Consider the following 14971-nt stretch of genomic DNA (forward strand, 5'->3'; position numbering starts at 1 on the left):
GTAACAATAATTTTGAAAGTGTCACCATTTTTTTTGATTTTTCAAAAATTCACACCATTACAATGATTTTGACATTGGCTTTTAAAAAACATTCACCGAATAAGCTTACTTTTGGCTTAATGCTTCTAATTCAATATCTAATGAAACAGTTCGTTTTTGTTTTCATCTTAATTCACACTATCAGTTATAGCCAGATTCAAGGCTGCACAGATTCTCTTGCCAAAAATTATAACAGTCAAGCCACCATAAATGACGGTAGTTGCTTGTATGATTCTATTAAAATAAAACCAATAACCACAGTGCAACTTAGCGATTCTTTGGTTGAAACCTCCGGACTCATTGCGTTCGATAATTTATTTTGGACACACAATGACGATACCGATACTGCCATTTATGGTTTGAATTCCAATGGTAAAATTCAAAAGAAAGTCCATCTTGAAAATATAAAAAATAACGATTGGGAGTCTATTTCACAGGACAATTCATACCTCTATATTGGCGATTTCGGGAATAATTCGAGAGGCAATCGCACGGACTTACACATTCTGAGAATCGAAAAAAAATCTTTTTTAGCCCATAAACCCGTCATTGATACCCTCTCTTTTTCGTATTCGAATCAAATTGATTTTAGCCCCAAAAAAGGAAACACGACCGATTTTGATTGCGAAGCCTTTGTCGTAACCCAAGACAGTATCTACTTATTTACCAAACAATGGACTCAAAATGAAACCAGCATTTACGCCTTGCCAAAGTCAGCAGGCAAACACATTGCGCAACTAAAAGAAACCATAAACGTCAAAGGATTGGTCACCGATGCAAGCCTTTTGAGTTCCCGAAATGCCATCGTACTTTGCGGCTACACCCGAAATGGAAAACCCTTTCTATACCTTTTATACGACTACCAAAATAATCATTTTTCGAGTGGTAACAAGCGAAGAATTGACCTCGGATTACCTTTTCATCAAATTGAAGCAATTGCCACTTTCGACGAAAAAACGTTTTATATCACCAATGAATCCTTCATAAAAAAACCAATAATTAATAATCGACAACAATGGCACTCGCTGGATTTGAGTCCTTTTCTTACTCCTTAAATTGACACACTAAGCTGCCCGCGTTCCATTTGAATATAGCCTAGAAACTTCCGTTATAAAAACCTATTTTTGCAAAAAAATTAGCCTTGTGAATTACTTATCAGTCGAAAACATTTCAAAATCTTTTGGAGAGCGCACGCTTTTTAAAGACATTTCCTTCGGAATCAACAAAGACCAAAAAATTGCTTTTATAGCCAAAAACGGTTCGGGAAAAACTACCATTATGAACATCATCAATGGTTTTGATGAACCCGACACGGGACAAGTCGTGCTGCGCAAAAGCATCAGAATGGCTTTTTTATCTCAAGACAATAAATTACAAGATGAATTAACGATTGAAGAAAGTATTTTCGCTTCGGATAACGAAAGTTTAAAAGTAATTGAAGCCTACGAAAAAGCATTAGAAAATCCTGAAGACGAAGAAGCCTACCAAAAAGCTTTCGACGGAATGGACCAACACAACGCTTGGGATTTCGAAACCCAATTCAAGCAAATTTTGTTCAAATTGAAGTTGGAAGATTTCAAACTGAAGGTAAAAAATCTTTCGGGTGGACAGAAAAAACGTTTGTCATTGGCCATTATTTTGATCAATCGTCCTGATTTGTTAATTCTGGATGAACCTACGAATCACTTGGATTTGGAGATGATCGAATGGTTGGAAAGTTATTTTGCCAAAGAAAATATCACCTTGTTTATGGTGACGCACGACCGTTTCTTTTTGGAACGCGTTTGCAACGAAATCATCGAATTAGACAACGGAAAAATATACCAATACAAAGGAAATTACTCGTACTATTTAGAAAAAAAAGAAGAGCGAATCGCTTCCGAAAATTCGAGTGTGGACAAAGCCCAAAACCTGTTCGTCAAAGAATTGGAATGGATGCGTCGCCAACCCAAAGCACGTACTTGCAAAAGCAAATCGCGTCAGGATGATTTTTATGTGATTAAGGAAAAAGCACAAAGTCGCCGTCGGGAGAATAAAGTGGAACTCGAAATCAATATGGAACGAATGGGAAGCAAGATCATCGAGCTTCATAAAATTTCCAAAAAATTCAAGGATCACGTGATTTTGGATAATTTCAGTTTTGATTTTCAACGTGGGGAACGCATTGGAATTATTGGAAAAAATGGAACTGGAAAATCGACTTTCCTGAATTTATTGACCGGAACCATTCCTTTAGATTCTGGAAAAGTGGTCGTAGGCGAAACCATCAAAATTGGCTATTACACCCAAAGCGGCATCAACCCAAAACCGGGACAACGCGTAATTGATGTCATCAAAGAATACGGGGAATTCATTCCGTTGACCAAAGGCAGATTGATTTCGGCTTCGCAATTGTTGGAGCGTTTTCTATTTGATTCCAAAAAACAATACGATTATGTCGAAAAATTGAGCGGTGGCGAGCTGAAACGACTGTATTTGTGTACGGTTTTAATCCAAAATCCGAACTTCCTAATTCTCGATGAGCCTACGAATGATTTAGATATTGTAACCTTAAATGTCTTAGAAAGTTTCCTTTTGGATTATCCTGGATGTTTGCTGGTAGTGTCGCACGACCGTTATTTTATGGACAAAATCGTGGATCAATTATTTGTTTTTAGAGGCCAAGGCGAAATTGAAACATTCCCCGGAAATTATTCCGATTTTAGAGCTTATGAAGACAGCGCCGATGTAGCCCAAAAAGAGATTGCTTCGAACCTCGCAATGACAGCAAAGAAAGACTGGAAACAAAACAATCCAACCGGAAATTTGACCTTCAACGAGCAAAAAGAATTTCAAAAAATCGAGAGAGAAATCAAGGATTTGGAAATCGAAAAAACCAAAATCGAGCAACTATTTTCGGAAGGAAAAGTAGCCGATGCCGACATCGAGAAAAAAGCCAAAGAACTGGAAAACCTCATTCATAAAATCGATGCAAAAGAGGAACGCTGGTTTGAATTGAGTGCGAAGATGGAAGGTTAATAGCGTTAATTTCACGAAGATTCACAAAAGAAAACACAAAGTATCACGAAGTTTTTTTAACCTTTTAATCATTGTGAATCTTCGAGAGCCTTTGCAAAACTTTGTATAATAAAAATAATGAACCCCAACAATGTAAGTGTTAAGCTAAAATTGTTGGGGTTGTTTTATATATAGAATCCTTTTAATAATTTGTAAGAAAAAAATATTATATTTGAATACTAATAAAGTCTGATTGCAGTCAGACTTATCCACCCGAATTTGGAGTGATAGGTCTGGTTTTGGCAGACCTATATACAAGTTACCTGCAAGCGTAGCGAACGACACAGAATGACAGAAATAAATAGACAAATTGAAATTATTAAGTGAACAATGGGATTGTTTTCAAAATTATTTGGCATTAAACCAGCTCAAAAAACAGCAACAGAAAATAAATTTCCGACTGACAACTCAACTATGGAAACTGTGGACTTGAAAAATCATTTTGACCAAATTTGCAAAGGGACAATCATTCCTTTCTTCAAAGAAAACGGTTTTAAGAAAAAAGCACTTCATTTTGCTCGACAAACAAATGATGTTACTCAATGTTTCAATGTTCAAAAAAGTCAATGGAATTCATACAATGACAGTGTAACTTTTACATTCAACTTTGGCTTCTACAATTCAGACATTACTTCAATTATTACGGACAAAGAAGTTCACAACGAATTTCCAAAAACATATGACTGTTTTATTCAAAACCGACTTGGAACATTTTCTCACAACCGAGACCATTGGTATACAATTTCAAGAAATATTGACCCATCTAAAACTGCCGAGCAAATAAAGACTGACCTTGAAACGTATTTAAAACCAATTTTCGAAAATTACACTTCACTTGAAAAGCTAAAAAAATTTATAGATAAAGACGAGAAGTATATTAGTCCGACACTTTCGCCATATTACTTAATTGCATTTTATATGTTAACTGACCAGAAAGAAAAAGGGCGAAAAACAATACTTGAATATTATGAAAATGCCTTAAAACCACAGACTGTTACAGAAACAATTGTTTTGCCCGATGGTACAAGAAAAGAAAAAGTAACTTCACATATTAACCAATATTACATAGACGGTATTAAAAAACTTGCTGACAGATATGAAGTTAAATTATAAACAGACAATAACGCCAGCAGGTAACATCGGTTTGGCAATATGGCGGCTGAAGTGCTTCTATGAAACATTTGTGCAAGGTTCAACAACAGTAATTCTATTGACCTTTTGTGCTGAAAATCCGCCACATCCCCCGCTAGTGCGAGCATATTGCTCGTACCTAATCCAATTTTCCATTCCATAACAAGCGTCACGCTTGTGACCACAAACAAAATGTAACTTTCGAACTAAAATTAATCCAAACAATTGCCTCTTTAAAGAAAAAAAACTACTTATGATACTATCAAATGATACTATCAATAAATACCCCCAACTGTTACAAAATCGAGGCTTGTGCCAAAAAAAATGCGGCCCAATAAAATAACTATTTAGTCCTATAGTTCGATCTGAAATACTACTGAGGCTTTCAATAAATGAATTCCAATTGCAAAGAAATCTTCCTATATTTGTCGCAAAAAAAATAAATTACAATGAAACACATTTTATCCGCATTATTAGCCTTAACTCTTTTTATTTCTTGTACAAAAGACAATAATCCGACAGTAGATTATACGGCCAAAAACGAGCAAGAAATCAAAGATTATATTGCTAAAAACAATTTAACAGCCCAAAGGAGCGCATCAGGTTTGTATTACGTAATCAAAAATCTTGGAACCGGAACACAACCTACAGCAAGTTCGAATGTAACCGTAGCCTACAAAGGCTATTTCACCAACGGAACAGTATTCGATAAAAGTCCTGATGCAGGTATTTCATTTGGACTACAGCAAGTAATCAAAGGCTGGACAGAAGGAATTCCTTATTTCAAAACTGGCGGCGATGGTATACTTTTAGTTCCATCACATCTTGGATACGGAAGTTATAATTACCAAGGTATTCCCGGAGGCTCAGTACTTATTTTTGACGTGAAATTAATTTCAGTGAATTAAAAACTAAGAAGTTTATATTTTTTCAAGAAGAAACTAAAAAACATAAACCACAGTAGAATTGACTTTCTATTGTGGTTTTTTTTGATTTAATTTTTCAATCAATTAACCTTAAAAAAAGAATTCTTTTACCTTAAAATTATTCAAATAGAATATATTTTTAGTAGTTTTATGCCTTAAAACAATTGGATTGCCGAATTCAACGAAAATAATTTGCATTTAACTTGAAGCTTCACATCAATACTAAAACTATTTTTGAAGCAAAACCAATTTGCCTATTCCTTCTATTCCTCTGTTCGTGGCAATTTACCTTTTCGCAAAACGACACCATCGAAAAAGAGAAAAAACGCCCGCTACGTTCCATTGTCGATTTGTTTACCAAAGAAGACACACTTAAAATCAGACTCCCAAAACAGAAGTCCAAAACCCGATTAATAGCCTTCCCTACGCTCGGTTATCAGCCCGCAAATGGTTTCACGTTGGGTTTCATTGGCCAATACAGTTTTAAAGAAAAAGAAAACACCAAAATATCCCTAATCTCTGGTGGCGCCTCTTATAGCTCTCAACATCAACTGCTTACTTATGTGAAAAATAATATGTATCTCAATGATGACCGCTACTTTTTCAGTGGTGACTTTCGCTATTATATTTTCTCCCAATCGAATTTCGGATTAGGTACAGACATCGTTCCCTATGGAGCTAGTTTTCAAGATTTCGATTATAGCAGCATCGAACAACCTATGGATTATCATTATTTTAAGCTGCACGAAACCATTTCCTACAACCTCTTTCCCTCTTTTTTTCTTGGCGCCGGAATTCACCTTGACAGCTACACCCACATACAGGATAAAAATTTAGACATTGCCAATAATAGGTACACGGACCACTACAATTATTCCAAAAAATACGGCTTCAATGAGAACTATTATTTGGTCAACGGATTGAGTATGAATGTAATTTACGACGCTAGAGACAACCTCATCAATACCAACAAAGGGCTGTTTTTGAACCTAAATTACCGCTACAATCCGAAAATATTCAATTATCAAAAAAACAGTTCTACTTTACTCCTCGAATCGAGATATTTTATTCCACTAAGCAAAAAAATCAAGCAGTATGTACTTGGCTTTTGGGCTTATGGGCAATTCTTGGTCAGCGGAAAATTACCCTACCTCAACTTGCCGGCAATAGGTTGGGACCAAAACAGCCGGAGCGGAAAAGGCTACATTCAAGGACTTTTCCGAGGGACAAACCTGATGTATTTCGAGACGGAATACCGCTTCCCCATCACCAAAAATCAAATGATTAGCGGAACCGTTTTTGCCAACGCCACCACAGCAAGTGCTGCCGACAAAAACCTCCATTTATTCGAATCCGTGCAGCCTGCAGTGGGGGTTGGGCTGCGAGTATTGTTAGACAAAAATACGCTAACCAATTTTATTTTAAATTACGGTCTGGGACGCCAATCAAATACGTTCTATTTCAATGATGGCGAAGGATTTTAAGATAATTTGGGCGTGACCCTTCGCAAAAACTTCGGGTCGGGCTGTACGTTCCCGCTTTTTTTCATCAATTGCCACGGGTTTAAACCCAAGGCAATTGATGAAAAAAGAGCTCCACTGCCATCCCTCACGCGAGACAAGATTTGACAACTTTTAAAAAGTTGGTTCTACAATTTTGGGTGAAAAGCTAAAAAAGGATAACCATTAAGAATCAGTAAGAAAATTAAGTTTTGTACTGCTCTTAATTTTCTTAATGGCCTCAATGGTTTAAAAAATTAATATTTACACAAAACCCAGCAGAACCAAAAATTGGTCAAATCTGAAAAACTACCAAGCGATCGGGCGGTAATCTTTCAAAAACTTCCCAGACCAATGTTTTCCCGTGTTGATTCCGTCAAACAAAGGATCCATAACCCTTGCTGCCCCATCTACAATATCCAAAGGTGGCTGAAAATCTTGTTCTTCCTGCTTTCTTTTGGCCAATTCGGCGGGATCTTCGTCGGTTACCCAACCTGTGTCAACCGCATTCATAAAAATACCATCCTTTGCCAAAGTTCCCGCGGCAGTGTGTGTCAACATATTCAAAGCAGCTTTTGCCATATTGGTATGAGGGTGCCGGTCTTCCTTGAAATCACGGTAAAACTTCCCTTCCATCGCCGACACATTGATAATGTGTTTTTTGCCTGTATTGTCTTTCTTCATCACTTCCGAAAGACGATTGCACAACACAAAAGGCGCCACCGAATTAACTAATTGTACTTCAATCATTTCAGTAGTTTCAATCTGACCCAATTTCAATCTCCAGCTGTTTACTTTTCGCAAATCGACTTGTTGCAAATCGGCGTCGAGTTCTCCTTCAGGGAAAACTTCTTGCGCCACCAGCGCCTTATCAAACGAATACGGAATCTGCGATAATTTGGCGGAAGCCCGCAAACCAATTCCAGGCTCAGGACCGTGCCAAGTTACAGGCATATTTTCATTGGTCGAAAATCCAGAAGTCAGTACTTTCAATTCATCCAAACAATTGGTGTGATCCAATAATAATTCCTGAGCCGATTTTGCCAAAGAACCTACAGGAAGTTCTTCGTTTTCCATCAAATGCGCGTAAAAACCCGCAGGTCGACGCACTGTTTGTGCCGCATTATTGATGAGAATGTCTAATCGACCGTATTTTTGTTCGATAAAATTGCAGAAGATTTCCACACTGGGAATGTGTCTCAAATCCAATCCGTGAATTTTCAATCGATGTCCCCAATCCATAAAATCGGCTTCCTTGGCAAACCGCAAAGCCGAATCCACCGGAAACCGAGTTGTGGCAACAACAGTAGCTCCACCGCGCAATAACATCAAAGTAATGTGGTAGCCAATTTTCAATCGCGAACCTGTTATGACCGCTATTTGCCCGTTGACATCAGCCGTTTGAAATCGTTTGGCATAATTATAATCGCCACAATCCGGGCACATGGTATCGTAAAAGTGGTGCATTTTGGTAAACTCTGTTTTGCAGACATAACACTTTCTTGGCGTTTCAAATTCTAATTGTTCTTTGCTTTCCAAATCCTGCAAAGCCAATAATTTTGGAGCTACAAAAACATTCGCTTCCCGAGCCGACCGAATACCCGTTTCTTTGCGAGCGGTTCTGTCTTTCTTTTCTTGTTTGCGTCTGGCTACTGCTTTACCATCTTTCTTTCTTTTTTCCAATTCGGTGCGGTCGGGCCTTGCAAATTGTCCTGCTGCCTTGATCAAGGCGGTTCTTTGTTCCTTTGGAATTTCAAATATTTGATCGGTTTCCGTATTCAATTGCGCCAAAATCGCAATACAACGGTCAATTTCTTCGGGAGTTATGGCGCGAATATTTTCTATTTCTTCGTTTATCATTATTTAAAACAGGAATTTTCATGAGTAAAAATCCCAAGCTGCAAATATAGTGTTTAAGTCGTCAGCTATTTCACAAAGGAAAAAACTAAGTATCGTAAAGTCTAGTTTTTGTTTTTAGAATTTTTGAAAAATCTCTGTGTATCTTTGTGACCTCTTTGTGAACCTTTGTGAAATAAACTATGCTCTTCCAAATCAAATCTTATCTGCAATTCCTTTGGCATTCTAAAAACGAACACGCTGTGCATTCGCCTTTTGTATTCAATTTGATTACCAAATGTTTTTATGATAGGAAATCTAAACCTGACCCGAGCGGGAGCGAACAGGCGAAGCAATACAAGGTTTTAAAGAAATATAGAGCTTCACTTTTAGCAAACAAAAAAACGATTCAAATTACCGATTTCGGAGCGGGTTCGAAAGTTTTTAAATCCAATACACGACAAATTTCGCAAATCGCAAAAACCGCCGGAATTTCGCCCAAACGCGCCGAATTATTGTTTCGAATTGCAAATTATTTTCAGCCGGAGTCTATTTTAGAAATAGGAACCTCATTAGGATTAGCAACTTCTGCCCTAGCCTTGGGCAATACAAACGCAAGGATAATTACATTGGAAGGCTGCCCGACAACAATGGCAATTGCAAAAAATCAATTGCAATTATTCAATTTTGAAAATGTGGAATGTATCACCACCGAGTTTAATGATTTCCTGCAAATCTGCAATCTAAAATCTGAAATCTGCAATCTGATTTATTTCGATGGCAATCATTCAAAAAAAGCTACTTTAGACTACTTCCAACTTTTACTGCCCACGATTTGCAATGAAACAGTCTGGATTTTTGATGACATTCATTGGTCAACCGAAATGGAAGCCGCTTGGAAAATCATCCGAAATCATCCGAAAGTAACGGTAACCATCGACACTTTTCAATGGGGATTGGTATTTTTTAGAATAGAGCAACCCAAAGAACATTTTGTTATTCGAGTTTAATAATTGTTTAAAAGTTTAATTTGTTTAAATTTGTTGTAACAATACCCAAGATTAGCAGTCCTATTCCATAGTTAACTATCTGAACTCTTAAAATGTATCGCAATAAATGAGTAATCCATTAATTAAAATTAGCCAAATCAAACGAGATTTTGCTCTAGGAAACGAAATCGTTTATGTACTAAAAGGTATTGATTTAGAAATAAATAAAGGCGAATATGTAGCATTGATGGGACCTTCGGGCTCTGGAAAATCTACCTTGATGAACCTTTTAGGATGTTTAGACACGCCTACTTCAGGAACCTACATCCTCAACGGAAAGGACGTAAGCCAAATGCAAGACGATGAATTGGCAGACATTCGAAATAAAGAAATTGGCTTTATATTCCAAACCTTCAATCTTTTGCCAAGAACCACCGCTTTAGACAATGTAGCTTTACCTATGATTTATGCTGGACATTCTAAATCAGAGCGAAATACTCGAGCTACTGAAGTACTAAAACAAGTGAATCTTGCCGATAGAATGGACCATCAACCCAACCAACTTTCGGGCGGTCAAAGACAAAGAGTGGCCATTGCCAGAGCCTTAGTCAACAAGCCTTCGATTATTCTTGCCGACGAACCTACAGGAAACCTCGATAGTAAAACTTCAGAGGAAATTATGGCTCTTTTAGAAGAAATCCACAAAAACGGCAACACCATTATAGTAGTAACCCACGAAGAAGATATTGCCGCTCACGCCAAAAGAATCATCAGAATGCGCGATGGAATGATTGAAAGTGATACAATAAAATAGATTAATCGCTTAATTGGTTAAACGATTAACCGATTAAGCAATTAACCGATTAAACATACAAAAATGAAAGTATACACTAAAACTGGCGACAAAGGTACTACAGCACTTTTCGGAGGAACTCGAGTTCCCAAAGACCATATTCGAATCGAAAGTTATGGTACAGTTGATGAATTGAATTCCTATATTGGACTGATTCGGGATCAAGAAATGAACCATCATTATCAAACTATTCTGATCGAAATTCAAGATCGCCTTTTTACTGTTGGTGCTATTCTAGCCACTCCACCTGAAAAAGAAGTAAAGAAGAATGGGGAACTGCGATTGCAAAATTTGGGAATTATAGACAGCGACATTGAATTACTCGAAAACGAAATCGACACGATGGAAGAAGCTTTGCCGCCAATGACTCATTTTGTATTACCTGGAGGGCATACTACTGTGTCATATTGTCATATTGCACGCTGTATTTGTCGTCGTGCAGAACGACTTGCGGTTCAATTAGACCACATCGAACCCATTCCTGGTATCGTCATAATGTACCTTAACCGACTTTCTGACTATCTTTTTGTATTGGCACGAAAGTTGTCATTTGACTTGAGCGCTGAGGAGGTAAAATGGATACCGAGAAAGTAGTCAGGTTGCAGATTTCAGGTTGCAGAAGGCAGAATTCAAATATTTAGACAACAGATTTGCAGTAATTCAAATAGATTTTCCTGCTACCAATCTGAAATCTGTAAACTGAAATCTGCTGTCTGAAAAAACGTTCTTAACTTTAACTAAAAATAAATGTTTTTTTACTTGTATTTTTCAGTAAAAAAATTATTTTTGCACAAAACTAAACAGACATAAGATGTATTGGACATTAGAATTAGCATCCTACTTAAGTGATGCACCGTGGCCTGCTAACAAAGACGAACTTATCGATTATGCTATTAGAGCTGGGGCTCCATTAGAAGTAGTTGAAAACCTACAGTCGATAGAAGACGAAGGGGAAATATATGAGTCAATGGAAGAAATATGGCCAGATTATCCTACTGACGAAGATTATCTTTGGAATGAGGATGAATATTAAATAAAAATCTCAAGAAAAAAGTCTCAAAAGAGGCTTTTTTTTTGGTTAAATTTACAGACTGTAATTTAGATAGTACATAATAAATCAATTAAAAATAATAATTACGATTTGAAATAGTTTCAATTCGTAGTTTGTAATTCGTAATTCGCAAATAAAAATGAGTTTCATAAACAGCATCATCAAAGCCTTTGTCGGAGATAAATCTCAAAAAGATGTCAAAGCTTTGCAACCTTATTTAGCTAAAATTAAAACATTCGAAAGCGCTTTAGCTGCCTTATCCAATGATGAATTAAGAGCTAGAACCACTTTTTTTAAAGACAAAATACAACAAGCCCGCGCCGAAAAAGATGCTAAAATCGCTTCATTAAAATCAGAAGCAGAAGCCATTGCGGATATAGACAAACGCGAAGACATCTATGTAGAAATTGATGCTTTGGAAAAAGAGGCCTACGAAATTTCAGAAAAAACCTTGATGGAAATTCTTCCTGAAGCTTTTGCGGTGGTGAAAGAAACCGCCAAACGTTTCAAAGAAAATACCGAAATAAAAGTGACTGCCACCCCTCAGGACAGAGAACTTTCGGCAACGAAAACCTACATCACACTTGATGGTGACCACGCTATTTGGTCTAATTCCTGGAATGCTGCTGGTAAACAAATTACTTGGGACATGATTCACTACGATGTTCAATTGATTGGTGGAATGGTTTTGCACGAAGGTAAAATTGCCGAAATGCAAACTGGGGAAGGAAAAACATTGGTAGCGACTTTGCCAATTTATTTGAATGCTTTGACCGGAAACGGAGTGCATTTGGTAACGGTAAACGACTATTTGGCTAAACGTGATAGTACGTGGAAAGCCCCTCTTTTTGAATTTCACGGGTTAACTGTAGATTGTATCGACAATCACCAACCTAATTCTGAAGGTAGAAAAAAAGCCTATAATGCCGACATTACTTACGGTACAAATAACGAATTTGGTTTCGACTATTTGAGAGACAATATGGCACATTCGCCAGACGATTTGGTACAAAGAAAACACAATTATGCCATTGTCGACGAGGTCGATTCGGTTTTGATTGATGACGCTAGAACGCCATTGATTATTTCGGGTCCCGTTCCACAAGGGGATCGTCACGAATTTAATGAGTTGAAACCAAAAATCGAAAACTTGGTGGCGCTTCAACGTCAATTGGCCAACGGATTTTTGTCGGAAGCTAAAAAATTAATCAAAGAAGGAAATACAAAAGATGGTGGTTTCTTATTATTGAGAGCGCACCGAAGTTTGCCAAAAAACAAAGCCTTAATTAAGTTTTTGAGTGAAGAAGGAATCAAACAATTGCTTCAAAAAACCGAAAACCAATACATGCAAGATAACAACCGCGAAATGCCAAAAGTGGACGAAGCCTTGTATTTTGTAATTGAAGAGAAAAACAATCAGGTAGAATTGACGGATAACGGAATCAAATTCCTTTCCGGAGATACCGATAGTAATTTCTTCGTTTTACCAGACATTGGAACTGAGATAGCCATTATCGAAAAGAAAAATCTAGAGAAAGACAAAGAAGCCGAGGAAAAAGAAAAATTATTCCAAGATTTCGGTGTGAAAAGCGAACGTATTCATACCCTGACACAATTGCTAAAAGCTTACACCCTATTCGAAAAAGATGTCGAATATGTAATAATGGACAATAAAATTCTTATTGTCGATGAGCAAACGGGCCGTATTATGGATGGCCGCCGTTATTCAGACGGATTACACCAAGCGATTGAAGCTAAAGAAAGTGTAAAAATCGAAGATGCTACTCAAACTTTTGCAACCGTAACCCTGCAAAACTATTTCAGAATGTACAGCAAATTGGCTGGTATGACAGGAACGGCGGTTACCGAAGCGGGCGAGTTATGGCAAATCTATAAATTAGACGTAGTTGAAATCCCAACTAACAACCCACTGATTAGAAAAGACAAAGAAGATTTTATTTATAAAACCACTCGTGAAAAATTCAATGCTGTAATCGAAGATGTTACCGAATTATCGAATGCAGGAAGACCGGTTTTAATTGGTACAACCTCTGTTGAGATTTCGGAATTATTGAGCCGAATGCTAAAAATGCGTGGGATAACCCACAACGTTTTGAATGCAAAAATGCACAAGCAAGAAGCTCAAATTGTAGAAGAAGCAGGTAAACCAGGTGTAGTAACTATCGCTACCAATATGGCGGGTCGTGGAACGGATATTAAACTTTCTGCCGAGGTAAAAGCTGCCGGAGGTTTAGCCATCGTGGGAACAGAACGTCACGATTCACGTCGTGTAGACCGTCAGTTGCGTGGTCGTGCCGGTCGTCAAGGAGATCCGGGAAGCTCACAATTTTATGTTTCGCTTGAAGACAACTTGATGCGTTTGTTTGGTTCCGAAAGAGTGGCCAAAGTAATGGACAGAATGGGATTGCAAGAAGGTGAAGTTATCCAACATTCGATGATGACCAAATCTATCGAAAGAGCGCAGAAAAAAGTAGAGGAAAATAACTTTGGAGTTCGTAAACGTTTGTTAGAATATGATGACGTTATGAATGCACAACGTGAAGTGGTGTACAAACGTCGTCGTCACGCTTTGCACGGAGAGCGTTTGAAACTCGACATCGCCAATATGCTATATGACACTTGCGATTTAATCGTGAGCGAAAATAAAGCATCGAATGATTTCAAAAATTTTGAATTCGAATTGATTCGTTATTTCTCTATCACTTCTCCAGTTTCTGAAAGCGATTTCAGCAAATTGACCGAAATGGAATTGACCGGAAAAGTGTATAAAGCGGCTTCTCAATTTTATACTGAAAAGACAGAACGCAGTGCCAGAGAGGCTTTACCAATCATCAGTAATGTATATGAAGATAAAAATAATCAATACGAGCGTATCATTGTTCCGTTTACGGATGGAATAAAATCCTTGAATGTGGTTACTGATTTGAAGAAAGCGTATGAATCTAAAGGAAATCAATTGGTTGCCGATTTTGAGAAAAACATCACTCTAGCGATAGTGGATGAAGCTTGGAAGAAACATTTACGTAAAATGGACGAGTTAAAACAATCGGTTCAATTGGCAGTGCACGAACAAAAAGATCCATTACTTATCTATAAATTCGAAGCCTACAATTTGTTTAGCTCGATGTTGAATGGGGTTAATAAAGAAGTGATTTCGTTCTTGTTCAAAGGAGATTTGCCACAACAACAAGCTCCAGCCATTCAAGAAGCAAAAGAAGTCCGTCAGAAAGAAAAATATACCGAGACTAAAGACGAAATCGTAAGCAGCGAAAGTGCCAATCGTGAAGCGGGACAAACGCAACCGCGTCAGGTAACAGAAACTATCGTTCGCGACCAACCGAAAATTAATCGCAACGATACCGTAACGATTCAAAATGTGGCTAATGGACAAACACAAGAAATGAAATACAAAAAAGCCGAAAGCTTAATCGCTAGCGGAACTTGGGTTTTGGTTCATTAAATAGATTTTAGATTGCAGATTGCAAACTAAATAAACAATTCAATCCTCAATTGCGAAAGTAGTTGAGGATTTTTTCATTTGAAATAAGTAGGAATAAAACCTTCGCATA

The 14971-nt window shown here is 37.5% G+C and carries 11 protein-coding genes; 10 read left to right on the forward strand and 1 reads right to left on the reverse strand.

Annotation, left to right across the window (positions count from 1 at the left end; all coding sequences use genetic code 11):
• Positions 1–140: 140 nt before the first annotated feature.
• The 5 genes from E1750_RS04645 (at position 141) to E1750_RS04665 (ending at position 6637) form a co-directional block, all read left to right on the forward strand.
• A complete protein-coding gene (locus tag E1750_RS04645; RefSeq protein WP_133275649.1) occupies positions 141–1094 on the forward strand; it encodes a T9SS C-terminal target domain-containing protein in 954 nt (317 codons plus the stop codon).
• Positions 1095–1182: 88 nt separating this feature from the next.
• Positions 1183–3057, forward strand: coding sequence for an ABC-F family ATP-binding cassette domain-containing protein (locus E1750_RS04650; protein ID WP_133275650.1), 1875 nt, complete (start codon positions 1183–1185; stop codon positions 3055–3057).
• A gap of 369 nt (positions 3058–3426) precedes the next feature.
• Complete coding sequence (locus E1750_RS04655) at positions 3427–4209, forward strand: DUF4304 domain-containing protein (protein ID WP_133275651.1); 783 nt, start codon at positions 3427–3429, stop codon at positions 4207–4209.
• 467 nt (positions 4210–4676) lie between these two features.
• Entirely contained in the window at positions 4677–5135 is a 459-nt protein-coding gene (locus E1750_RS04660; protein ID WP_133275652.1) for an FKBP-type peptidyl-prolyl cis-trans isomerase, read from the forward strand.
• Positions 5136–5356: 221 nt separating this feature from the next.
• Positions 5357–6637 (forward strand): BamA/TamA family outer membrane protein, encoded by a 1281-nt coding sequence (locus E1750_RS04665; protein WP_133275653.1) that lies wholly within the window; start codon positions 5357–5359, stop codon positions 6635–6637.
• A 324-nt stretch (positions 6638–6961) separates the two neighbouring features.
• Here E1750_RS04665 and E1750_RS04670 read toward each other — a convergent pair whose 3' ends face one another.
• A complete protein-coding gene (locus tag E1750_RS04670) occupies positions 6962–8512 on the reverse strand; it encodes an SDR family NAD(P)-dependent oxidoreductase (protein ID WP_133275654.1) in 1551 nt (516 codons plus the stop codon).
• Between the two features lie 179 nt (positions 8513–8691).
• Here E1750_RS04670 and E1750_RS04675 point away from each other — a divergent pair, with 179 nt between their 5' ends.
• The 5 genes from E1750_RS04675 to secA all read left to right on the forward strand — a co-directional run bounded on the left by E1750_RS04675 (position 8692) and on the right by secA (position 14862).
• Positions 8692–9498, forward strand: a complete 807-nt coding sequence (locus tag E1750_RS04675; protein WP_133275655.1) for an O-methyltransferase — start codon at positions 8692–8694, stop codon at positions 9496–9498.
• A gap of 106 nt (positions 9499–9604) precedes the next feature.
• A complete protein-coding gene (locus E1750_RS04680; protein ID WP_133275656.1) occupies positions 9605–10291 on the forward strand; it encodes an ABC transporter ATP-binding protein in 687 nt (228 codons plus the stop codon).
• Positions 10292–10354: 63 nt separating this feature from the next.
• Entirely contained in the window at positions 10355–10924 is a 570-nt protein-coding gene (locus E1750_RS04685; RefSeq protein ID WP_133275657.1) for a cob(I)yrinic acid a,c-diamide adenosyltransferase, read from the forward strand.
• Positions 10925–11141: 217 nt separating this feature from the next.
• Positions 11142–11363 carry a DUF2795 domain-containing protein gene (locus tag E1750_RS04690; RefSeq protein ID WP_007138072.1) on the forward strand — a complete coding sequence of 74 codons (222 nt, stop codon included), beginning with the start codon at positions 11142–11144 and terminating at the stop codon, positions 11361–11363.
• A gap of 157 nt (positions 11364–11520) precedes the next feature.
• Positions 11521–14862: a preprotein translocase subunit SecA gene (gene secA, locus E1750_RS04695; protein ID WP_133275658.1), complete on the forward strand. Its 3342-nt coding sequence runs from the start codon at positions 11521–11523 to the stop codon at positions 14860–14862.
• The last annotated feature ends 109 nt before the right edge of the window (positions 14863–14971 follow it).

Origin of the sequence: Flavobacterium nackdongense, assembly GCF_004355225.1 — a bacterium.
Classification (GTDB): Bacteria; Bacteroidota; Bacteroidia; order Flavobacteriales; family Flavobacteriaceae; genus Flavobacterium; species Flavobacterium nackdongense.